This window comes from Nocardioides sp. SYSU D00065, assembly GCF_017916425.1.
Classification (GTDB): Bacteria; Actinomycetota; Actinomycetes; order Propionibacteriales; family Nocardioidaceae; genus Nocardioides.
Genome location: NZ_JAFMSX010000003.1, coordinates 293,505 through 314,794 on the forward strand (window position 1 = coordinate 293,505; position 21,290 = coordinate 314,794).

Annotated in this window: 18 protein-coding genes; 4 read left to right on the forward strand and 14 right to left on the reverse strand. The window is 73.2% G+C overall.

Features of this window, described 5'->3' with window-relative positions; all coding sequences use genetic code 11:
* Positions 1–386 precede the first annotated feature (386 nt).
* The 3 genes from J3P41_RS14870 to J3P41_RS14880 all read right to left on the reverse strand — a co-directional run bounded on the left by J3P41_RS14870 (position 387) and on the right by J3P41_RS14880 (position 3,340).
* Complete coding sequence (locus J3P41_RS14870) at positions 387–1,484, reverse strand: ABC transporter ATP-binding protein (RefSeq protein WP_210651135.1); 1,098 nt, start codon at positions 1,482–1,484, stop codon at positions 387–389.
* A gap of 147 nt (positions 1,485–1,631) precedes the next feature.
* Positions 1,632–2,195 carry an RNA 2',3'-cyclic phosphodiesterase gene (gene thpR / locus J3P41_RS14875; protein WP_210651136.1) on the reverse strand — a complete coding sequence of 188 codons (564 nt, stop codon included), beginning with the start codon at positions 2,193–2,195 and terminating at the stop codon, positions 1,632–1,634.
* Positions 2,195–3,340, reverse strand: coding sequence for an acyl-CoA dehydrogenase family protein (locus J3P41_RS14880; protein ID WP_210651137.1), 1,146 nt, complete (start codon positions 3,338–3,340; stop codon positions 2,195–2,197). The genes thpR and J3P41_RS14880 overlap by 1 nt, the downstream gene beginning before the upstream one ends.
* Positions 3,341–3,465: 125 nt before the next feature.
* Here J3P41_RS14880 and J3P41_RS19340 point away from each other — a divergent pair, with 125 nt between their 5' ends.
* From J3P41_RS19340 to J3P41_RS14895, 3 genes are all read left to right on the forward strand, one after another.
* Positions 3,466–5,238, forward strand: a complete 1,773-nt coding sequence (locus J3P41_RS19340) for a cell wall metabolism sensor histidine kinase WalK (RefSeq protein ID WP_210651138.1) — start codon at positions 3,466–3,468, stop codon at positions 5,236–5,238.
* A 4-nt stretch (positions 5,239–5,242) separates the two neighbouring features.
* On the forward strand, positions 5,243–6,097 hold the full coding sequence (locus tag J3P41_RS14890; RefSeq protein WP_307862017.1) for a M15 family metallopeptidase: 855 nt from the start codon (positions 5,243–5,245) through the stop codon (positions 6,095–6,097).
* Between the two features lie 115 nt (positions 6,098–6,212).
* The gene (locus tag J3P41_RS14895; protein ID WP_210651139.1) at positions 6,213–8,087 is read left to right on the forward strand and encodes a GAF domain-containing sensor histidine kinase; all 1,875 of its coding nucleotides are present in this window, start codon (positions 6,213–6,215) and stop codon (positions 8,085–8,087) included.
* On the opposite strand, the gene J3P41_RS14900 is transcribed toward J3P41_RS14895, so the two are convergent.
* The 5 genes from J3P41_RS14900 to J3P41_RS14920 form a co-directional block, all read right to left on the reverse strand.
* Complete coding sequence (locus J3P41_RS14900) at positions 7,988–8,710, reverse strand: NAD-dependent deacylase (protein ID WP_210651140.1); 723 nt, start codon at positions 8,708–8,710, stop codon at positions 7,988–7,990. The genes J3P41_RS14895 and J3P41_RS14900 overlap by 100 nt on opposite strands.
* A 171-nt stretch (positions 8,711–8,881) precedes the next feature.
* A complete protein-coding gene (locus J3P41_RS14905; protein WP_210651141.1) occupies positions 8,882–9,217 on the reverse strand; it encodes a type II toxin-antitoxin system RelE/ParE family toxin in 336 nt (111 codons plus the stop codon).
* A complete protein-coding gene (locus J3P41_RS14910) occupies positions 9,214–9,453 on the reverse strand; it encodes an addiction module protein (protein ID WP_210651142.1) in 240 nt (79 codons plus the stop codon). The genes J3P41_RS14905 and J3P41_RS14910 overlap by 4 nt, the downstream gene beginning before the upstream one ends.
* Positions 9,450–9,920 (reverse strand): hypothetical protein, encoded by a 471-nt coding sequence (locus J3P41_RS14915; RefSeq protein WP_210651143.1) that lies wholly within the window; start codon positions 9,918–9,920, stop codon positions 9,450–9,452. The genes J3P41_RS14910 and J3P41_RS14915 overlap by 4 nt, the downstream gene beginning before the upstream one ends.
* 112 nt (positions 9,921–10,032) lie before the next feature.
* The gene (locus tag J3P41_RS14920) at positions 10,033–10,968 is read right to left on the reverse strand and encodes a 1,4-dihydroxy-2-naphthoyl-CoA synthase (RefSeq protein WP_210651144.1); all 936 of its coding nucleotides are present in this window, start codon (positions 10,966–10,968) and stop codon (positions 10,033–10,035) included.
* Positions 10,969–11,024: 56 nt separating this feature from the next.
* On the opposite strand from J3P41_RS14920, the gene J3P41_RS14925 reads away from it, so the two are divergent.
* A complete protein-coding gene (locus tag J3P41_RS14925; RefSeq protein ID WP_210651145.1) occupies positions 11,025–11,465 on the forward strand; it encodes a nitroreductase family deazaflavin-dependent oxidoreductase in 441 nt (146 codons plus the stop codon).
* A gap of 5 nt (positions 11,466–11,470) precedes the next feature.
* Here J3P41_RS14925 and J3P41_RS14930 read toward each other — a convergent pair whose 3' ends face one another.
* The 6 genes from J3P41_RS14930 to J3P41_RS19000 all read right to left on the reverse strand — a co-directional run bounded on the left by J3P41_RS14930 (position 11,471) and on the right by J3P41_RS19000 (position 21,209).
* Positions 11,471–11,644 (reverse strand): hypothetical protein, encoded by a 174-nt coding sequence (locus tag J3P41_RS14930; RefSeq protein WP_210651146.1) that lies wholly within the window; start codon positions 11,642–11,644, stop codon positions 11,471–11,473.
* Positions 11,645–11,729: 85 nt separating this feature from the next.
* Positions 11,730–12,335, reverse strand: a complete 606-nt coding sequence (locus tag J3P41_RS14935; protein WP_210651147.1) for an ACT domain-containing protein — start codon at positions 12,333–12,335, stop codon at positions 11,730–11,732.
* A gap of 74 nt (positions 12,336–12,409) precedes the next feature.
* A complete protein-coding gene (recD, locus tag J3P41_RS14940) occupies positions 12,410–14,212 on the reverse strand; it encodes an exodeoxyribonuclease V subunit alpha (RefSeq protein ID WP_210651148.1) in 1,803 nt (600 codons plus the stop codon).
* Positions 14,209–17,595 carry a UvrD-helicase domain-containing protein gene (locus J3P41_RS14945; protein ID WP_210651149.1) on the reverse strand — a complete coding sequence of 1,129 codons (3,387 nt, stop codon included), beginning with the start codon at positions 17,593–17,595 and terminating at the stop codon, positions 14,209–14,211. Before J3P41_RS14945 ends, recD begins: the two co-directional genes overlap by 4 nt.
* Positions 17,592–21,005 (reverse strand): exodeoxyribonuclease V subunit gamma, encoded by a 3,414-nt coding sequence (gene recC, locus J3P41_RS14950; RefSeq protein ID WP_210651150.1) that lies wholly within the window; start codon positions 21,003–21,005, stop codon positions 17,592–17,594. The genes J3P41_RS14945 and recC overlap by 4 nt, the downstream gene beginning before the upstream one ends.
* 72 nt (positions 21,006–21,077) lie before the next feature.
* On the reverse strand, positions 21,078–21,209 hold the full coding sequence (locus J3P41_RS19000) for a hypothetical protein (protein WP_282594949.1): 132 nt from the start codon (positions 21,207–21,209) through the stop codon (positions 21,078–21,080).
* Positions 21,210–21,290 lie beyond the last annotated feature (81 nt).

Here is a 21,290-nt window from a genome sequence, read left to right on the forward strand (position 1 = left end):
CATCGCCGGTCCCGCATTCATCAAGGGATGCAGGCGAACAGGCACTTCCCTGGGTCAGTTGATCGAGGGAAGTGCCCGTTGAGCGACGTACCGTGATGAAGCAGCAGCCCGGTCCCGCCCGTCCCGCATTCATCAAGGGATGTAGGCGAACGGGCACTTCCCTGGGTCAGTTGATCGAGGGAAGTGCCCGTTGAGCGACGTACCGTGATGAAGCGGCAGCCCGGCACCGCCCGTCCCGCATTCATCAAGGGATGTAGCCGAACGGGCACTTCCCTGGGTCAGTTGATCGAGGGAAGTGCCCGTTGAGCGACATACCGTGATGAAGCACCAGCAGGCCCACCAGCAGGCCCGCACGCCGACCCGTACGCCCACCCGGCGCGAGCCCGTCAGTCCGTCGGCAGCGCGAGGCCCGTCTCGGCGTCGAACGCGTGCAGCTTGCCGGGCTCGACGGTGAACCACACGCGCTCGCCCCGGCCCGGGACGGACCGCGGCGCGATGCGGGCGACGACGTGGTCGGCGCGCAGCTCGTCACCGATCAGGTTGCCGTAGAGGAACGCGTCGGAGCCGAGCTCCTCGATCACCAGCGCCTCCACGGGGAACGACGCCTCGTCGGCCTCCGAGGCCAGCACCATCGCCTCGGGCCGGAAGCCGAGCTGCACCTGGTCGCCCTTCAGCGCCGCGACGGTCGATCGGGGCAGCGGCACGTGCCCCTCGCCGATGCGGGCCTTGCCGTCGGTGACCGTGAAGGTGCCCAGGTTCATCGCCGGCGAGCCGATGAAGCCCGCGACGAAGGCGTTGGCGGGCTTGTCGTAGAGCCCCAGCGGCGTGTCGACCTGCTGCAGCACCCCGTCCTTGAGCACGGCGACGCGGTCGCCCATGGTCATCGCCTCGACCTGGTCGTGGGTGACGTAGACGGTGGTGATGTCGAGGCGGCGCTGCAGCGAGGCGATCTGCGTACGCGTGGACACGCGCAGCTTGGCGTCGAGGTTGGACAGCGGCTCGTCCATCAGGAAGACCTTGGGGTGCCGCACGATGGCCCGGCCCATCGCGACGCGCTGGCGCTGGCCGCCGGAGAGCGCCTTGGGCTTGCGCTCGAGGTAGTCCTCGAGGTCGAGGATCTTGGCGGCCTCGGCCACCCGCGTCGCGATCTCCGACTTGCTGGCACCGGCGATCTTGAGCGCGAACCCCATGTTGTCGCCCACGGTCATGTGCGGGTAGAGGGCGTAGTTCTGGAACACCATCGCGATGTCGCGGTCCTTGGGCGCCACGTGCGTGACGTCGCGGTCGCCGATGAGGATCTGACCGCTGGAGACGTCCTCGAGGCCCGCGAGCATGCGCAGCGACGTGGACTTGCCGCAGCCGGAGGGACCCACGAGGACGAGGAACTCGCCCGGCTCGATCTCCAGGTCGAGGGCGTCGACGGCCGGCTTGTCGCTGCCCGGGTAGGTCCGGCTGGCCTGGTCGAAGGTGACCGAGGTGGACATGGGGTTCCTCTCTGGTGGGTGGTGCTCGAGTCGAATCGTGCCACGAGCCGTGAGGCAGGTCACACCGTCTCACCCGTCGGGGCGCCGGTCGGGCCCTCCTCCGGCGCGACGCGGAGGCACCTCACGCGGGGCGGCCCAAGGACCGCCTCAGCCCAGCCCGTACGTCCCGACGACCTCGTGCCGCGGGCGCCGATGCGGGCCCTCCCCGAGGTGCGAGGCGATCAGCGAGACCTCGTCGACGACCCACGCGGGACCGGCGTACGCGTCGAGCAGGCGCACCCAGCCGGTGACGTTGTCCGGACGACCCAGCCGGGCGAGCGTGACGTGCGGGTGGAACCGCTTGCCGTCGACGCGGGCGCCGGCACGGTTGAGGGCGGATCGGCACGAGGCGGCGAGCCGGTCGAGCTCCGTGGCGGCCGGCTCGTCGGTGTCCAGGGCGGCGAAGAGCACGCGAGCACGGTCGGCGTGCGGGAAGGCGCCGCCGCCGGCGATGCGGAGCCCGAAGGCGGACCGCCGGCCGGCGGCGTGCGCCAGGTGCTCCTCGAGCTCGTCGAGCCGGTGCTCGGGCACCGACTCGGCGAAGGCCAGCGTCACGTGGAGCTGGTCGTCGCTCGTCCAACGGAACGCGGCCGCCTCGCGCCGCACCGCGAGGAACTCCTCGAGGTGGGCCACGACGGCGGGCGGCGGCACCAGCGCCACGAACATGCGCATCACAGGCCCAGGTCGCGCCCGATCAGCATCTTCATGATCTCGTTGGAGCCGGCCCAGATCTTCGTCACGCGGGCGTCGCGCCAGGCGCGGGCCACGCGGTACTCGTTCATGTAGCCGTAGCCGCCGTGGACCTGGACGCAGTGGTCCAGGACGTCGTTCTGCACCTGCGAGGTCCACCACTTGGCCTTCGCGGCGTCGACCGGCGTCAGCTCCTTGCGGGTGTGGGCGAGCACGCAATGGTCGACGAACGCCTGCGTGACGTCGATGCGGGTGACCAGGTCGGCCAGCAGGAACTGGGTGTTCTGGAACGCGCCGATGGGCTGCCCGAACGCCTGGCGGTCCTTGGCGTACTGGATCGTCTCCTCGAGGATCTGCTTGGCGTGGGCGAGGTTCGTGATCGCCGACCCGAGCCGTTCCTGCGGCAGGAACCGCATCATCGAGATGAAGCCGGTGTCGAGCGGCCCGACCAGGTCGTCGTCGCCGACACGCACGTTGTCGAACGCGAGCTCGGCGGTGTCGGACTCGTCCTGGCCGACCTTGTCGAGCACGCGTCCGACGCTGAACCCGTCGAGCGTGGTGTCCACCGCGAACAGCGAGATGCCCTTGGCCTTCTTCTCGGGGCTGGTCCGGGCGGCGACGAGCACGAGGTCGGCGGAGCCGCCGTTGGTGATGAAGGTCTTGGCGCCGTTGATGACCCAGCCGTCGCCGTCGCGCACGGCCGTGGTCCGCAGGTTGGCGAGGTCGGAGCCGCCGCCGGGCTCGGTCATGCCGATCGCCGTGACCAGCTCGCCGGTCGCCGCGCGCGGGAGCCAGCGAGCCTTCTGCGCATCGTCGGTGAGGTGCACGAGGTAGGGCACGGTGATGTCGGCGTGGATGCCGAGGCAGCTCGGGAGCGTCATGTTGACCTTGGCGAGCTCCTCGGTGAGCACCGCGTTGAAGCGGTAGTCGCCAGCCTCGGAGCCGCCGTACTCCTCGGGGATCTCCAAGCCGAGGAAGCCCTGCTTGCCCGCCGCGAGCCAGAAGTCGCGGTCGAGTCCGTGGTTGGCGGCGTACGTCTCGAGGTGCGGAGCGACCTCGCGGTCCAGGAACTGCTTGACCGAGGCGCGGAAGGCCTCGTGATCCTCGTCGTAGATGTCGCGCTTCATGGTTCTATGTTACCCGCGAGTCACGTAAGGTCGCGCCGTCCCTGGCGTCCAGATGCTGCGGGGACCGTTGCGGCACGCGTAACGTCGCACCGGCTGACTCGTTACCGGGGGAACGGGAGCAGTAAGTGACAGAACAGGGTCGGACGTACGTACGTCCGCGAGCCAGGGCGTGGGGCAACGAGGCCCAGCGTGCTGTCCTGCATGCCATCGCGGAGGACATCGCGAGGCGGTCGGGCTACCGCGTGGCCGCGGTCGAGGTGCTCCGCTCGGACGGCAACCTCGAGTTCGTCGCCATCGCCGGCAGCCCGGAGGCGCGCGAGCAGCTGCTCGGCCGGGCGGCACCCCTGGCGGCGCACCGGCTCGTCGCCTTCGGCACCGAGATGCACGGCTGGTGGCACATCCCCGAGGAGCGGATGGACGACGAGACCCGCGCGTGGATGGCGCAGTACGGTCACACGCCCGACCTCGGCGACCCGGCCGGGCCGGACGCGTGGCACGCCGAGGACCGGCTGGTGCGGCTGCTGGAGGACGAGGCGGGGGAGCTGCGCGCGACGCTGTACCTCGACGAGCCGCTCGACGGGTTGCGCCCCACGCCGGAGTCGATCGCCGCCGTCAACGCCGAGGTCGGGGTGATGTACGACGCGGTGCTGAGCATCGTCGAGCGCGAGCGGTTCGGCGAGCAGGTGCGGATGCTGTCCCAGGCGCGGACCGCCATGCAGAGCGTCGCGCCGGGGCAGGGCGTCGACGACTTCCTCCGGCAGCTGTCCGAGGCCATGGCCGAGGCCATGCCGGTCGACTCGGTCGACGTGCTGCTGGCGGGGGAGCCGGCGCCCGAGCTCGAGCCCGACACCGCAGTGCTCGAGGACCACATGCGCCAGGTGTGGCAGCGGCGCGGACATCTCGTGGTCGAGCTGACGCAGACGTGGGGCATTGGCGACGCGGCACAGCCCACGCCCGAGGTGATCCGGCGCGCCATGGAGCGGCGCCGCCTCGGCTCGTGGCTGCTGGTGCCGATCGGCATGGACGGCGACTACCTCGGCACGATGGGCCTGGGCCGGCGACCCGGTGGGTCGAGCTGGGTGGACTCGGAGATCATCGCCGCCTCGGCGGTGGCCAGCGACGTCGCCGGGGTGGTGGTCGGGGCGCGGCTGATGGCGCGCGAGCGGCTGCTCAACGCCGAGCTGCGCAGCATCAACGACTACCGCCGCGACATGGTGCTCACGCTGGCCCACGAGCTGCGCAACCCCGTGAGCGTCCTGTGGACGCACGTGGAGATGCTGGGTCAACTGGGGGTGTTTGGCCCGATCCGCGAGTCACTGGCCGCGATGGACCGCGCGACGCGGCGCATCGAGGCGATGGTCGAGGACCTGATGGCGCTGGCCACCGTCAGCGACACCGGGCGCGACATCGCCAGCGTTCCGGTGGACCTCACCGCGCTCGTGCAGGACTGCGCGGAGTTCCTGGCCGCGACGGCCGCCCAGTCGGGGGTGCACCTCGAGCTGGGCGTCGCCGAGGGCCTCGTCGTCACCGGCGAGGAGGCGGGCCTGCAACGGCTCGTGACCAATCTGCTGTCCAACGCCATCAAGTACACGCCCTCCGGCGGGCGCGTGGAGCTGACCGCCGCCGCCGAGGTGGTGGACGGGCGCGACGGCGTCCGCCTGACCTGCACCGACACGGGCATCGGCATCGCCGCGAGCGAGGTCGACCGCGTGTTCACGCCGTTCTTCCGCTCGAGCAGCTTCGAGGCCCGCAAGCGCTCCGGCACCGGCCTGGGCCTGGCCATCGTCGAGCGGGTGGCCAAGCGCCACCACGGCACCGTCGGCGTCGAGTCGGTCCTCGGGGAGGGCACCACCTTCACCGTCTGGCTCCCAGCGGCGGGCCCTGCCGACGTACGGTGAGCCGGTGTCCGCCACCGGCCTGGTCGCCGTGCTCTTGCAGCTGGTGCTGTCGGTGGCCGGCGCGCCCGTGCCGGTCGAGCCGAGCGCGGTCCGGGCGCTCACGACGCCCCGGGACGACGGCACCCAGCCGCTGGCAGCCACGGGTCCGGGCAGCGTGCCACCGCCCTGGCTGGGCACCCGCATCCTGCCCGTCGACCCGACCACCGGCTATGGCGAGGTCCGCGCGACGCCGCCGGTGATGCGCGAGCGTCGCTGGACGCTGCCGGACCAGGTCCGGACGCTGCCGGGACGCGGGTACGCCAGCCGGGTGGTCTCGCCGGCCCCGCGGCACGTCGTACGCCGGTCCACCTGGCGACCCGGCTGCCCGGTGGCGCGGACCGACCTGGCCTGGGTCCGGCTCGCCTTCTGGGGCTTCGACGGTCGGCGCCACACCGGCGAGCTGCTCGTGCACCGGACGGTGGTGCGCGACGTCGTGCAGGTCTTCGGCGTGCTCTACCGCGTCCGCTTCCCGCAGGAGCAGGTCGCGATCGTCCGCAGCCACGACCCCGACGCGCCGCCGACCGGGGACGGCAACGGGACCGGCGCCTTCGTGTGCCGCGCCTCGACGGGCGCGAGCCACTTCTCGCAGCACGCCTACGGCCTCGCGATCGACGTGAACTCCTTCCAGAATCCCTACGCCAAGGGCCCGGTCGTGCTGCCCGAGCTCGCGTCGGCGTACCTCGACCGCGCGCGGGTGCGCCCCGGGATGATCACCGCCGACGGTCCGGTCGTGCGCGCCTTCGCCCGGATCGGGTGGGAGTGGGGTGGCGCCTGGCGCCACTCCAAGGACTACATGCACTTCAGCCGCAACGGCCTGTAGGCGGGCACCCGGACCAGCCGCCGCGGGCGACGCGCGGGTCACCGGCTGGGGAAAACCCTTCGCCGCCCTGCGTGCGGCGCCTACCATCCCACGTGGGGGCGGGAGGACGAGCGCCATGGCGAAGACGCTGGGGAAGCGCGGCACGCGCGAGCGGAGCTGGGGCAGTCCGCGCACGCGTGGGCTGCTGCACGACATCACCGCCGATGCGGCGGCCAGGGCTGGGTTCCGGGTGGGTGCGCTCGAGGTCGTGCGTCCCGAGGGGATGCTGGAGTTCGTGGCCATCACCGGGGAGCCCGAGGCCGCTCGGCAGCTCCTCGGCACCGGCTCGCGGCTGGAGGACATGCTCGCCGCCATCGCCGACGGCGAGACGCACGGCGCCTTCACCTTCATCGCCGAGGAGGCGTACTCGCCGGGTGTCCTCGAGCGGCTCCACGACACGTCGTGGGTGGCCGACATCCCCCACACCGGGAGCAGCCAGGACTGGCAGCCGTTCGACATGCTCGTGGCGCAGGTCCGCGACGACCGCGGCGGGCTGCGGGCGTTGCTCTACCTCGACGAGCCGTTCGGCCTCAAGCGGCTGCCGCGCGAGCGCCTGGAGGGCCTCTCTGACACGCTGGCGCTCAGCCTGGGCACCGTCGTCAGCGTGATCGAGCGCGAGGAGTTCGCCCACCACGTCCAGGGCATCCGTGCGGCCCGTCGTCTGGTGCGGTCCAGTCCGGCGCGCCACGACGTGGACGACCTCCTGCGGGAGGCGCGCACGACGCTGCTCGGAGCGCTCTCGGTCGACGAGCTCGAGATCCACGTCTTCACCGACGACCTCGCCCGGCCCGGCGACCTGCGGCTGCGCCTGCCGGCGCAGGTGCGCGAGGCGCTGGAGCGGGCCGCGGCACGGGCCTGGCGGGGCCAGCGGGTGCTGATCATCGAGCCGGGTCGCATCTGGGGCGACGCGCACCTCGACGAGGCCCACGGCGAGTTGTTCACCGCGGCGCTGCAGGCGACGGGTTTCGAGGCGATCGTCGTGGCGCCCATGGGCGTGGACGAGGAGGTGCTCGGCATGCTCATGTGCGCCCGTCGCACCGGCTCGCGGCGCTGGACCGACGGCGAGGGACTGGCGGCGCTGGAGCTCGGTCACGACCTCGGCAACGCCATCGCCAACGCCCTCGCCACCCAGCGCGAGCGACGCCTGCTCGAGGAGCTGCGCGAGCTCGAGAGCGCCCGACACTGGTTCCTGCGCGAGCTCGCCCACGAGATGAACAACCCGATGACGGTGATCACCGCCAACGCGGAGTTCCTCGCCACCAGCTCGACCGCCGGCCCCGACGACGTACGACGCGCGGAGGCGATCCTGCGCGGGACCGAGCGCCTTGCCGACCTGCTGGAGGGGCTGTCCATGCTGTCGCGGGTCAGCGACCCGCAGCGCCCGCCGGCGATGGAGCGCACCGACCTGGTGCCGCTCGTCGAGGAGACGCTGGGGTCGATGGCCGCCGTCGCCGAGAAGGCCGGCGTCACCCTTCACCTCGTCGGCGACCTCCCGGCCGCCGTCGTGCTGGCCGACCCGCGCGAGATCGCCAGCGCGATCACCAACCTCGTCGACAACGCCGTCAAGTACTCCGACCCCGGCGACGAGATCTGGTTCGGCGTCGAGCGCCGGGCCGACGGCGGATTCACCTTCGGCTGCCGTGACGAGGGCATCGGCATCTCCGAGGCCGACCAGCAGCACCTGTTCGCGCCGCTGTTCCGCTCGACCAACGACGAGGCCCTCCTGCGTCCCGGCACCGGGCTGGGCCTGGGGATCGTGCGCGAGATCATGCAGCGCCACGGCGGCAGCGTCGAGGTCGACTCGGTGCTCGGCCGCGGGACGTGCGTACGGCTGCACTTCCGGCCGCTGCCTCAGGACGGCGGCCGAGCCGCCTCGTCGGATGACTCGTCCGACAGCTCGCCGAGCAGCTCGTCGACCCACGCCGGCACCAGCGACCCGGCCGGGCCCTGACGCGACTCGGCGAAGTCCGTGGCACCGGCGCTGGGCTCGAGGTTGAGCTCGAGCGTCGCCCCGCGCGCCCAGTGCACGAACGCGGCGGCCGGGTAGACCAGGCCCGAGGTGCCGATCGACACGAACAGGTCGCAGTCCCAGAGCGCCTGCTCCACCACGTCCATGCCGTAGGGGATCTCGCCGAACCACACGATGTCGGGTCGCAGCGTCCGCGCCCCGCACGCGGGGCACGGCGGCTCGTCGCCCAGGGACCCCGACCACTCGTGCCGCGCGTCGCAGGTGGTGCACCACGCCGAGCGCAGCCGACCGTGGATGTGGTGCACCCGACGCGAGCCCGCCCGCTCGTGGAGGTCGTCGACGTTCTGGGTCACGACCAGCAGGTCGTCCCCGAGCGCCACCTCCAGCCGCGCGAGCGCGCGGTGGGCGGCGTTGGGCTCGACCCGCGAGAGCGCGGCGCGCCGCTCGTCGTAGAACCGCTGCACCAGGCCCGGGTCCTGGGCGTACGCCTCCGGGGTGGCGACCTGCATCGGGTCGTGGCCCTCCCACAGCCCGCCGGAGTCCCGGAAGGTGGCCAGCCCGCTCTCGGCGGAGATCCCGGCGCCGGTGAGGACGACTATCTTCATGGCTGCATCCGATCGATCAGTAGCACCAGGGGAAGCGCGGCACGCGCAGCGGGTGTGTGTGGGGGTCGTTGGCGGCATTGAACGGCTGACCTCCGGCAACATCGGTGTCGGCTGGTTGTCGACTGGCGCCGACGACTCTGATGCCACCTCGCCACGCACGGAGCCATCTCGTCAGCGCTCTTCCGAGTCCTCGTCAGCGCTGAGTGCACCTTCCCAGTCCTGGCCTGCGTGGAACACGCCGACCACGTTGACCACGACCGCGCCGGACGACTCGTCGACCTCATAGGCGATGATCGTTCGCTTCTTGAACGTCGTCGTTCGTATGCCCGGCCGTACGTCGTCGCGCGGACGACCGGCGACAGGGAACACGAGGATTCCGTCGATGTGATCGAGGATCGCCGAGACGAAGCGCCGCGCGACGTGGGCGGTCGTGTTGGCCGCGATCCAGTCGTCGATGATGTTGAGTTGCCGTTCGGCTTCCGGAGTGAAGTTGATCCGGCCCGTCATGAACGGGCGACCCACTTGGCCTCGAAGCGCGTGCGGACATCTTCGGCCGGGATGGCTCGCGACGGATCCGCCTTGAGTGCGTCATACGCCGCGGCCGCCTCAGTGCGAAGCCACGACTCCGCCGCGGCGTCGAAGGCCTCGTCGGGGTCCACCGATTCGAGCAAGCGAAGCGCCAGGCGCCGACGCGCATCGGCTGGCAGGGACATCCCCGCCTCGTAAGCGTCGGCTTCGCTCATGGCTTGAAGTCTACGTTCGGGGCGCCGCTGTCACCATCGTCGCTGGCGAGCGGTTCAGCGTGGCCCAGCGTCACACTTCCTGATCGTCCCAGCGCCTCGAGATGCGCGCGCAGCGCATCGATGTACTGCCCGAACTCCTCGCTCTCGATGTAGGAGACATAGCCGCCGAGACATCGCTGGAGTTCGGGGTCTTCGGCGGTCGCAGCGAGCGCATGACGGGCGTACCCGAGAACGACTTCGACGTCCTCACGCCAAGCTGCGACGCTTCGCGACGTCCAGCGATCCAACCCGTCGAAGCGGTAGCAGGCGAACACCTCCTCCGAGTCCGCGCTCATGACCGCGCCCAGCTCAGCGGCGTCGCGCGGCTGACGGAAGACGAACTCCCGGCAGTAGCCGTCGTACGCGACGTTGTCGGGTGCACTCAGTCGCCCAGTGGCGCACGTATCGCTACTCACCGTCCACACCACACCCGGGACCGTGAGGACGGCGCGCTCATCCCAGTCCGCCGGCGGTCGGTCGACCTTCTCGAAGAGCCATGTGCGCGCCCTACAGGCCTCTGACCTGCGCAGACGTGTCAGATCAGTAGTACCAGGGGTACGGCGACCAGTCCGGCTCGCGCTTCTCCAGGAACTGGTCGCGGCCCTCCTGCGCCTCGTCGGTCATGTACGCCAGGCGGGTCGTCTCGCCGGCGAAGAGCTGCTGGCCGACGAGCCCGTCGTCGAGCAGGTTGAAGGAGTACTTCAGCATTCGCTGCGCGGTCGGGGACTTGCCGTTGATCTTGCGGCCCCAGTCCAGGGCGACCTTCTCCAGCTCGGCGTGCGCGACGACGCGGTTGACCGCGCCCATGCGGTGCATGTCCTCGGCGTCGTACTCGTCGGCGAGGAAGAAGATCTCGCGGGCGAACTTCTGCCCGACCTGGCGCGCGAGGTACGCCGAGCCGTAGCCGCCGTCGAACGAGCCGACGTCGGCGTCGGTCTGCTTGAACCGCGCGTGCTCGCGGCTGGCGAGCGTGAGGTCGGCGACGACGTGCAGGCTGTGCCCGCCGCCGGCGGCCCAGCCGGGCACCACGCAGATGACGACCTTCGGCATGAAGCGGATCAGCCGCTGGCACTCCAGGATGTGCAGCCGGGCGAGCTTCGCCTTGTCGATCGGGTTGGGCTCCGCGCCGGCGTCGGTGTGGCCGTCGGTCTCGTACTGGTAGCCGGCGCGGCCGCGGATCCGCTGGTCGCCGCCGGTGCAGAACGCCCACTTGCCGTTCTTCGCGCTCGGGCCGTTGCCCGTCAGGATCACGCAGCCCACGTCGGCCGACGTCCGTGCGTGCTCGAGGGTGCGGAGGAGCTCGTCGACGGTGTGCGGCCGGAAGGCGTTGAGGACGTCGGGCCGGTCGAAGGCGATGCGCACGGTGCCGTGCTCGCGGGCGCGGTGGTACGTCAGGTCGGTGAGGTCGTCGAAGCCGGGCACGGCGTCCCACGCCTCGGGGTCGAAGATCTCGCTCACGCCCTCGATCGCACTCATGCACCGGAGACTAGTTGAGGGTGGAATCGTCGCCCCGACCGTGGTGTTGTGGGGACATGGCACTGACTGGAACCTATGTCCCGAGCTCGGCGGAGTGGGTGCGCGACCAGGTCGCCGCCTACGAGGCATCCGACGGCGAGGAGGCCGGCACGCTGCCCGGCACCGACTACCCGATCGTGGTGATCACCTCGCTCGGCGCGAAGTCCGGCAACCTGCGCAAGAACCCGGTGATGCGGGTCGAGCGCGACGGCGCCTACCTCGCGGTCGCCTCCAAGGGCGGTGCCCCGGAGGACCCGGCGTGGGCCGACAACTTCCGCGCGCACCCCGAGGTGGAGCTGCAGGACAAGGCGGAGAAGCACCTCTACCGGGTGCGCGAGCTGAGCGGCGAGGAGCGCGCCGACTGGTGGGAGCACGCCGTCGCCACGTGGCCGACGTACGCCTCCTACCAGGAGAAGACCGACCGGGAGATCCCGCTGTTCCTGCTCGAGCGCGCCTGAGCGGCTCAGCTCGGCTGCGGCGGCGCCGGGTCGGCTCCGTCGATGATGGACTCGTCGTCGCCGTCCCCGGCGTGCACGACGGTCTCCTCGTCGTGGTCGGCGTGCGCAGGTGCCTCGGGCTCCGGCGCCGCCGGGTCGTTGATCTGGGGAGCCTCGCGCTCCGTCTCGTCCATGCTCACCTCGGCGTCCTCTCGTGGGGGAGCCCCGGCGTACCCGCGGGCGGGCTGCGGCATGCGTGCCGTTGCGCTGCGGACCGCGCGCCGCTCAGCCGCGGGTGATCGTCGTCGCCAGTCCGATGAGGTGCTGGAGGCGAGCGAGCTCGGAGTCGAGGAACTCGGGTCCGCCGCGACGGCCCATGAGCACGACGTCCTGGCCGAACGGTGCCGCGCACTCGACGTAGACGTCGTCACCGGGCAGTCGCGTCGGCGACTCGACCTGGCCGATGGTGAACTCGCTGGGAGCGGCGTCGGTCGCGTGCACGACCGCGACGCCGGTGCCGGTCGGGCGCACACGCGCGGCCCAGTCGACGCGGAAGGCGATCGGGAGCAGGTCGACGAGCCGGTCCGCGGCGCTGGCCGGGTCCTCGGTCAGCGACTCGACGACCTCGAGGTCGAGGAACAGGTTGCCGCCCGCGGCGTAGCGGTTGATCCAGAGCACGGTCACGCCGTCGAGCACGCTGCACGCGGAGACCACGGAGTCCGGCATCGTCCCGGGAGCCATCTCCAGCAGCACGTCGTCGACGGCGAAACCGTCGCGCTTCTCCACGATCTCGATCGCGTCGATGTCGCCACCGGCCTCGCCGATGGCGCTGGCGACGCGGCCGAGCGACCCCGGGACGTCCGGCAGCTCGACGCGCATCAGGTAGGGCATGTCTCGAGGCTATCGGGCCAGTGTGTCGCAGACGTTTCGCCGTCGCGGCGCGGCGCCCGGTGGGTCAGGGTCGGTCAGGGTGCCGCCGAGAGGCGTACGGCGAGCCCGCTCGCGCGTTGCGCACGCCGGCCGACGGCGGCCCGGACGGCGTCCTCCGACCCGACCACGCGCACGCGGCGACGCGCCCGCGTGATGGCGGTGTAGAAGAGCTCGCGCGTCAGCAGCCGAGAGTCCTCGTCGGGAAGCAGCACGGTCACCTCGTCCACCTGGCTGCCCTGGCTCTTGTGGATGGTCATCGCATGCATCGTCTGCGCCGCCCCCAGCCGGGTCGGCGCGACCAGGGTCGGCGGCCCGCTCGCGGCGGGGAAGGCGACGCGAGGGCCGTCCGCCGTGGCGACCACGACCCCGGAGTCGCCGTTGTAGAGACCGATGCCGTAGTCGTTGGCGGTGACGAGCACCGGCCGGCCGAGGTAGGTAGGGTCGTGGACCGGGTCGCCGGTCTCGGCAGCGAGCCAGGCCTCGATGCGCCGGTTCCAGTGCTCGACGCCCGCCGGACCGTCGCGGTGCGCGCAGAGCATCCGGTGCGTCTCGAGCGCCCGCAGGGCGCGTACGGCGTCGCCGGCCCGCGCCGCGTCGCGCGCGGCGAGGGCGCCGGGCAGCGCCGCCGCGCGGATCGACGCGGCGGGACGGTCGTCGGCCACCCACTCGACGACGTCGTCGCCGGCGGCCAGGATCTCCAGCACGTCCTCGGCGCGCTCGTCGCGGACCGCACGGGCCAGGGCACCGATCCGGTCGCCGAACCGGTGCGAGGTGTGCAACGAGACGACGGGCGAGTCGGCGCGTGCGGCGTAGCCGGTGACGAGGTCGCCGAGCACGGCGCCCGCCTCCACCGACGAGAGCTGGTCGGGGTCGCCCACCAGCACCAGTCGGGTGTCGGGACGCACGGCCTCGAGCAGTCGCGCCATCATGGTCAAGGACACCATCGAGGTCTCGTCGACGACGATCACGTCGGCGGCCAGCCGGTTGCCGCGATGGTGCCGGAAGCGGGTGTCGGTGTCGCGGCGCCGGCCGAGGAGGCGGTGCAGCGTCATGGACTGGAGCCCGCCTAGCCAGGCCCGCTCCTCGTCGGTGAAGCGGTCCGGCTCGCCGTCGCGCGACCGGGTGGCCTCGCCCAGCGACTCCTGCAGCCGGGCGGAGGCCTTGCCGGTGGGCGCGGTCAGGGCGACGCGGAGCGGTGGCCCGTCGGTCGGGTGCTGGGCGCGCAGCGCGACGAGCAGCCCCGCGACCGTTGTGGTCTTGCCGGTGCCCGGCCCGCCGGTGAGCACGGTCGTCCACTGCGCGGCGGTGGCCCGGCCGGCGTCGCGCTGCTCGGCGTACTGCTCGCCGGGAAAGACGCGCGCGAGGACCGGAGCCAGGACGTCGTCAGCCACGGGCGGCCGGCGGCCGGCCCGCTCGGCGAGGTCGCGCAGGACCTGGGTCTCCTGCTCGTGGTAGCGGTCGAGGTAGACCAGGCCGTGCTCCCAGCGCACCACTCCCTGCGCCACGAGCGGACTGTGCGCGAGGGCCCGGCCCCACGCCTCGGGCTCGGGCCACGGCAGCTCGGCCGTCGCGTCGTCCTCGCCGGCGGCCGCTGCCACGGACCCGGCAGCGGCGGCGAGGTCGAGGCACACCGAGCCCGCGCGCACGGCCCGGCAGGCCAGGGCGACGGCGAGGAGCACGTCGTCGTCCGCCTCGTGGGTCAGCAGACCCAGCGCGCGTGCGACGTGGACGTCACCGGCCGTGAGGACACCCGCGGCGTTGAACTCCCCGAGCACGCCCGTGGCACCGAGGGCGAAGCGGGGGTCGGCCGGGTCGGTGGTCTCCCAGATGTCCGTCATCGGCGGGTCCTTCCCGGACGTACGCCGTCGAGCAGGTCGGACAGCTCGGCCACCAGGGCGACCGGCGGACGCCACTCGAACACCCCCGGCACCCGGCCGTCGAGGACCGGCGTGTCCGGTCCGCACAGGCCGCGCAGGTAGAGGTAGAGGACGCCGCCGAGGTGGCGTGACGGGTCGTAGCCGGGCAGCCGCCAGCGCAGGAACCGGTGTAGCACCACGGTGTAGAGCAGTGCCTGGAGCGGGTAGTCGGAGTGCCCCATCGCCTCGTCGAGCACCTCGGGTCGGTAGTCCCAGGCGGTGAGGTCGGCGGTGGGGTCGCCGAGGCGGTTGGTCTTGTAGTCGACGGTCACGAAGCTCGGTCCGGCCTCGGTCGGCACCCGCATCACCACGTCGATCGACCCCGTGAGGTAGCCGCGCAGGGCCTGGCCGGCCAGCGCCGGGTCGCCGGCGAGGGTGTCGGCGTAGCTCAGGACCGGATCGTCCTCGGCGAGGTGGCGGCGCAGCAGCGGCTCGAGGTCGCCGAGGGTGACGTCGTCGACGTCGTAGGCGCCCAGGTCGCCGCCGCTGAGCGGGAGCTCGAAGTCGAGCTCGGCAAGGCGGTCGGCAGCCGCGATGTCGACCAGTGCGCGGCCGCCGGCCATCGACCCCAGCGGGGTGTGGCACACCGGGACGAGGGCGTCGGCCAGCGCGCCGCTGTCGACCTCGACCGGCCACCACGCCCGCTGCTCCTCGATCCGGTCCAGCAGCTCACAGCGCAGGTCGCCCGCCTGCAGGTCGGCGTGCTCCAGCACGGCGTGCACCAGCGAGCCGAAGGCGGCGCCCGCCGGGAACGCGGACATGGGGGAGGCGACCGCGGCAAGGGACAGGTCCTCCGGTGAGGCCGTCGTCGCCTCGAGGTCGGGGGCCCACTGGTCGGCCGTCTCCAGGTCCTCGCCGATCTCCGGCTCCGAGAGCGGCGCCTCGGCATGCGCCGACTCGGTGGCCGCCGCGGACAGGGAGGAGTAGGACGTGCGGCGCCAGTCGGTGTCGACGCGGCGGGTGAAGGCACGCACGCGCAGGTCGTGCACCGGCGAGGGCAGCGCCTGCGGGTCCGGCGCGACGACCTCGGCGAGCTCGGGCCACACGGCGCCGGCGTCGCGCCAGTGCCCGAGGATCTCGACGATGCGGTCGTCGTCGACGACCGGCTGGCTGTCGGGCACGACGGGGGTGCCGGGGCGCCGGCCGAACAGCAGCCGGTGCAGCGCCGAGCCCGGCGTGTTGTTGGACGGGCAGTACCAGGCGACGACCTGGGAGCGGGCCCGGGTCATGGCGACGTAGAGCAGGCGCAGCGACTCGCCCGCGTCCTCGGCGGCGTGCCGCGCCACCGCCTCCGAGCGCCAGGGGCTCGGGCCGCCGACGTCGCGACAGCGCCGGCCGGTGGCGTCGTGGTAGCGCGGCACGTCCGGCTCGCGGCCGGTGAAGCGGTCCCACAGCGAGGGGAGGTAGACGATGGGGTACTCCAAACCCTTGCTCCCGTGGATGGTGACGAGCTGCACGGCGGCGGCGTCGGAGTCGAGCCGCCGGGCCCGCTCGGAGGCCACCTCGCGCTTGTCCTCGGCGACCTGCTCGCGCAGCCAGGCCAACAGGCCGACGACCCCGAGTCGCTCCTCCACTGCGACGCGGTGCAGGGCCTCGCCGACGTGGCGCAGATCGGTGAGCAACCGCTCCCCGCCGACGCGGGACAGCACCCGGGCGGTGAGCCCGCGCACCACGGCGTACTCGAGGACGGCGGCCACGCCCTTGGTCTCGAGCAGGTCGGCCAGCGTGCGGGCCTGGTCGGAGAGCCGGTCGGTGAGCTCGTCGCCGCCGGCGTCGAGCTGCGCCGCGGTGTGGCCGAGGAAGCTGGTGAGCGCGGCGGCGCGCACCCGGTCGGTGCGGTGCGGCTGCTCGAGGGCCTCGAGCAGGGTGAGCCACTCGGTCGCGGCCGGACTGTGGAAGACCGACCCGCCCGCCGTGACGACCGACGGGACGCCGACGTCTGCGAGGGCTCGCTTGATGGCCTGGAGCATGGTGTGCGTGTAGGCGAGCACCGCGACGTCACCCGCGCGCACCGGCCGCCCGTCGATACGCGCCTGGCCGGTCAGCAGGCGCTTGACGTCCGCGGCGAGGTCGGCGACGACGTGGTCGCGCCAGCGGTCCACCGGTGGCTTGCTGCGCGGTCCCTCGCCCAGCTCGAGCCGCCGTGCCACCCGCAGGCGCACCGGGGGGCCGGCGCCGACGAGCCGGGCCTGCTGGTGGTGCGCCTCCACCTCGCGGACGACGATGTCGGGGTGGCCCAGCTGCGCCGGTGCCAGCAGGTGCTGGAGGGCCTCGACCAGCGGCTTGTCGCTGCGCCAGTTGACGCTCAGGGTCTGCCTCGTGCCGGCGGTGCGGGCGGCATCGAGGTACGTCGCCACGTCGCCGCCGCGGAACGCGTAGATCGCCTGCTTGGGGTCGCCGATCAGCACGAGGGTCGACACGCCGGAGAACGCCCGGTCGAAGACCTGCCACTGGACGGGGTCGGTGTCTTGGAACTCGTCGATGAGCGCGACCTTCCAGCGCGCCTGCATCCGCGTGCGGGCCGAGCGGCGGGGATCCTCGAGGGCGTCGGCGAGCTGGCCGAGCAGGTCGTCGTAGCTGAGGATCCCCAGGCGTCGCTTGCGCAGGTCGAGCTCGCGCAGCACCGAACGGGCGAACTCCACGCGCTGGGCCGCCGGCGATCCGGGCGCCTCGCCGCCGGCAGCCTCCGGCTGCACCGAGGCCCGGGGGTCGCCGACCACGGCGCGCGCGATGGTGCCGGCGGTCGCCCGGTCGAAGGCCGGGGCGTCGGCGTCGGCGAAGGCCGCGAGGTAGCAGTCGTCGACCACCTCCTCGGTGAGCTGCTCGAGGTCCTCGACCAGGCGCGCCTGGCGGTCGGTGTCTCCGGCGACGCCGAGGCTGCGCAGCACCAGCTGGCAGAACTGGTGGATGGTCGCGATCGTGGCCGCGTCGAAGTCGGCCAGCGCCTGGGTGATGCGGCCCAGCCGCAGTGCCCGTTCGTCGTCGTCCACGTCGAGGAGGTGAGCCTGGAGCTCGTCCCGATCGGCGGGCGGGGGCGGGTCGGCCAGCGCACGCTGCGCGCTGACGAGGCGCTCGCGGACCCGCTCGCGCAGCTCCTGCGAGGCCGCGCGGGTGAAGGTCACCACGAGCAGCTCGTCCAGCCGCAGGCCCTGCTCGGCGACGTAGCGGGTCACCAGGGCGCTGATCGTCCAGGTCTTGCCGGTGCCGGCGCTGGCCTCGAGCAGCGTGGTCCCGCTGGGCAGGGGGTCGGTGATGCGGAAGGTGCCGGGCGGGCCGTCAGGGACCGCCGTGGTCGCGGTGGTCACAGGGGCTGCACCACCTCGTGCTCGAGGAGCGGCTGCCACAGTGCCCAGGCGTAGCGCCCCAGGCGGTGCCGCTCCGTGCCGGGGTCCCCCGGTCGCGGCGTCGCGCAGAGCACGTCGAAGGGCGCCCGCTCGCCCCAGGCCAGCCGGTGCCACGCGTCGGCGTCCTCGGTCGGCACCGCCGTCTCGCTGAACCGGGGCGCGGTCCACTCCCGGTCGGCGGCCCGGTCGGCGTCGGCGTTGGGCCGCCCGGCCACCTCGTGGACGTGCTCGGCGGCCCACGCCAGGGACGTCTTGGGCGGCAGCGGCAGCGGCTCGCACAACCCGGCCGCCATCACGTCGAGCAGGCGCCCCAGCCACGCGCGTGCCTCGTGCTCGGGCAGCGGGCCGATGCGCGAGACCTGCCCGCCGTTGCGACCGCGCCCGATCGTGTGCACGGTCCAGTTGGCGTCGGGGAGCCCGGTGGCGAGGGCGAGCGCGTCGATCCAGCCGGCGATGCGGTGCTTGGCCGCGAGCCGCGAGTAGCCGACCGTCACCAGGTGGTTGCCGAAGAGGTCGTCCACCGTCCCGGTGACGCGGCGGTCGCCGAGGTCGATGTCGACGTCGACGGTGCGCGGCTCACCCCGCCGTGCGGCCAGGCCGGCCGTCACCAGCGGCCGTACCTGCTCCACGATCGAGCCGAGCACGCTCGCGCCGAGGGTGCGGGGAGGCAGCAGGCCGCGCAGCTGCTCGGCCGTCATGGCCTGCGCCGGGTCGGCGCCGGCGAGCACGTCGCGGATCAGCCGGTCACCCACGTCCCAGCGCTGGAGGCCGTCGAGCTGGATCGGGATCGCGTCCGCCAGCTCGTCGGCGTCCAGGGGCGTCGACACCCGCAGCCGGCGGCGCAGGAACGCCCGGACCGGGTGGGCGAAGAAGTCGTGCACGTCGGACAGCGCGACCTCCGCCACCTCCGCGGACGGCTGGTCCGCCGGCGGCAGGGCCTCGGGAAGGAGCTCGCGTACGACGGCGCGTTGGTCTCGGGCGGCCAAGGCGCCGGCCAGCGACGTGTGGTCGAAGGTGAACGGCTCGTCGGTCAAGGTCAGGTGCGGCACCCCGGCGGGGCGGTCGGGGCCCGCGAGCAGGTTGGCCTCGTCGAAGGGCTGCAGCGGGTGGAACACGCGCACCTGGTCCTGCACGCGTCCGCCGTCGTGGGCTGTCGCCGTCACGTCGAGGGTGTCGAGCAGCTCGCCGAGGGGCACCGCCGGCGGCCGGTCGGCGCCGGTGTGCTCGCCGCGGCCGGTGTAGGTGATCACGAGGGTCTGTCCGGCGGCGGCGATCGCGTCGAGGAACAGCTGGCGGTCCTCGGCGCGGACGTCGCGCTCGCCGGTCAGCGGCGCCCGGGCCAGCACGTCGTCGCCGTCGATGCTGTCGAGCCGCGGGAACACGCCGTCGTCGAGACCCAGCAGGCACACCACGCGGTGGGGCACCGAGCGCATCGGGACCATCGTGCAGACCGTGAGCGTGCCGGTGCGGAAGTTGGCGCGGGTCGGGCGGCTGCGCAGCCGGTGGGCGAGCAGCGCGCGGACGTCGGCGTGCCGCAGCACCGTGCGCTCCGCGCCGCCGTCGGTGACGCTGGCGCCGATGCGCGCGAGCTCGCGGTCGAACTGGGCGACCTGCCAGGCCTCGTCGGGCGGGGTGGCGGTCAGGCTGTGCACCCCACCTGCCAGGGCCTCGGTCCACTCGACTGCCGACGTCGCGCCGCGCGCCCGGTCGAGGGTCCGCTCGAGTCGGTCGACGTACTCGACGAAGCGCCCGAGGAGCTCCAGCTGAGCGTCACCGACGTCGTCGAGGGGGAGCGCGCCGCCGACGAACCGGTGGCCGGTGCCGGACATGGCCGCACCGAGGAGCATCCGTCGCAGGCCGGACTGCCAGGTGTTGTCGCCCAGCTGGAGGCCGAAGGCGGCCCGGTGCTCGGGGTCCTGGCCCCAGCGCACGGCCGCTCCGTGGACCCAGCGCTGCACCTGCTCCAGGCCGTCGTCGTCGAAGCCGAAGCGACGGCGCACCGGCTCGGTGCCGGCGAGGTCGAGCACCTCCGTGGCCGTGAGCCGGCCTCCGGCCAGCTCGACCAGGGTCGCGGCGAGGGCCAGCAGCGGGTTGGTGGCTCCCGGCGAGCGGTCGGCGAGACGGACCCGCAGCTCGTGGGCGGGGTGGCCGCGTCCCTCGGTGAGGTCGCCGAGACCGAAGGCGGCGGAGACGAGCGGTGCGTAGGACTCGACGTCGGGGCACATCACGACGATGTCGCGCGGCTCCAGCGTGGGGTCGTCGGCCAGGAGGCCGACGAGCACCTCCCGGAGCACGTCGACCTGACGGGCCGCGCCGTGGCAGGCGTGCACCTGCACCGACCGGTCGGCGCGCGGGACCACTCGCGCGGTCCGCTCCTCGGGGGTGGGCAGCCGGTCGGCGCGCAGGTCGGCCTGCAGCCAGCCGAGCAGCGTGGGAGGTGGGGTGGCGGCGGGGAGAGGAGCCGCCTCGGCGGCACCGGTCGGCCCGAGCGTGCGGCGCAGCTCGCGCGCGTCGCGGCCCAGCGAGGCGAGCAGCGGGTGCTCGACGAGGGCCGCGGAGGTGTCGGCCGCCCGGGGCACCGGACCCTCGACGGCGGTCGGGGCGAGGGCGCGCCACGACCGCGGCGAGACCTGCGGCAGCCACAGGTGCACGTCGCGCACCTCGCCCAGCGCTCCGACGAGCTCGGCCTCCGTGCGGGGGATGCGGGTGTGGCCGAACAGCGAGAGCCGGGGCGGGAGGTCCAGGCCGTCGCCGCCCGACCGGAGCCGCTGGAGGGTGTCGCGGTGGCGCTGGTCGGGCGGTGGGGCCGGGACCCGCGGCTCGAGCCGGCGCCAGAGCTCGGCCTGCCAGCGCAGGTCGTCGGCGAGCGCTCCGCCGGCCCCGTCGGTGTCGCGGCGCTCGCGCCAGTCGGTGACCAGCTGCGGACGCTGGACGGCGTAGCGGTGGAACAGCCCGGCCAGCCGGTGCGCCACCGAGTAGCGCCGGGCCGAGCGCTCGTCGTCGGGATCGCCGCGGCCGAGATGGTCGGTCAGGGCCTCGAACCCCGGCGCGCCGAGGACGTCGTCGATGACCTCCAGCAGCGGCCAGGCGAGCGCATCTGGCTGCCACGGGTCGGTGTCGTCGACGCCCAGCACCAGCGTGACCAGCGAGCGTGGGCTGACGAACCGGACGCCCGCGCACACGCCGTCGGCCGGCCGGTCGCCGACGCCGAGCCGGTGGGACAGCCGCTGGGTGAGCCAGCGCTCCACGCCGCGGGCGGGGACGACGACGACCTCGCGGGCGAAGGGGTCGGGCAGGGGAGTGACCAGCAGGTCGGCCAGGCCGTCGGCCAGCGCGTCGGTGCGCTCGGCGGTGTGCAGGTGCAAGGTCACGGGCAGCACCCTACGAGCGGGCGCCGACAGCTCCGGTCAGCCGTGACCGCCCAGCCCGCGATCGAGCAGCGCTCAGGAGGCCTGGTTGTAGACGAAGATCAGCAGGGCCAGGACGACGATCAGCGTCACGACCGCGCCGGTGATGAGCAGCGGGCGGCCGGACTGCTTGGTGGGGTCGACCCGGTCGGGATCCTGGGAGCTCATGCCAGCGACGGTACCCCGAACCGCGCCGCGGCATGTGCGCAGACGTACCCGAGGACCGGGCCCCCGCCGGCGACCCCACGA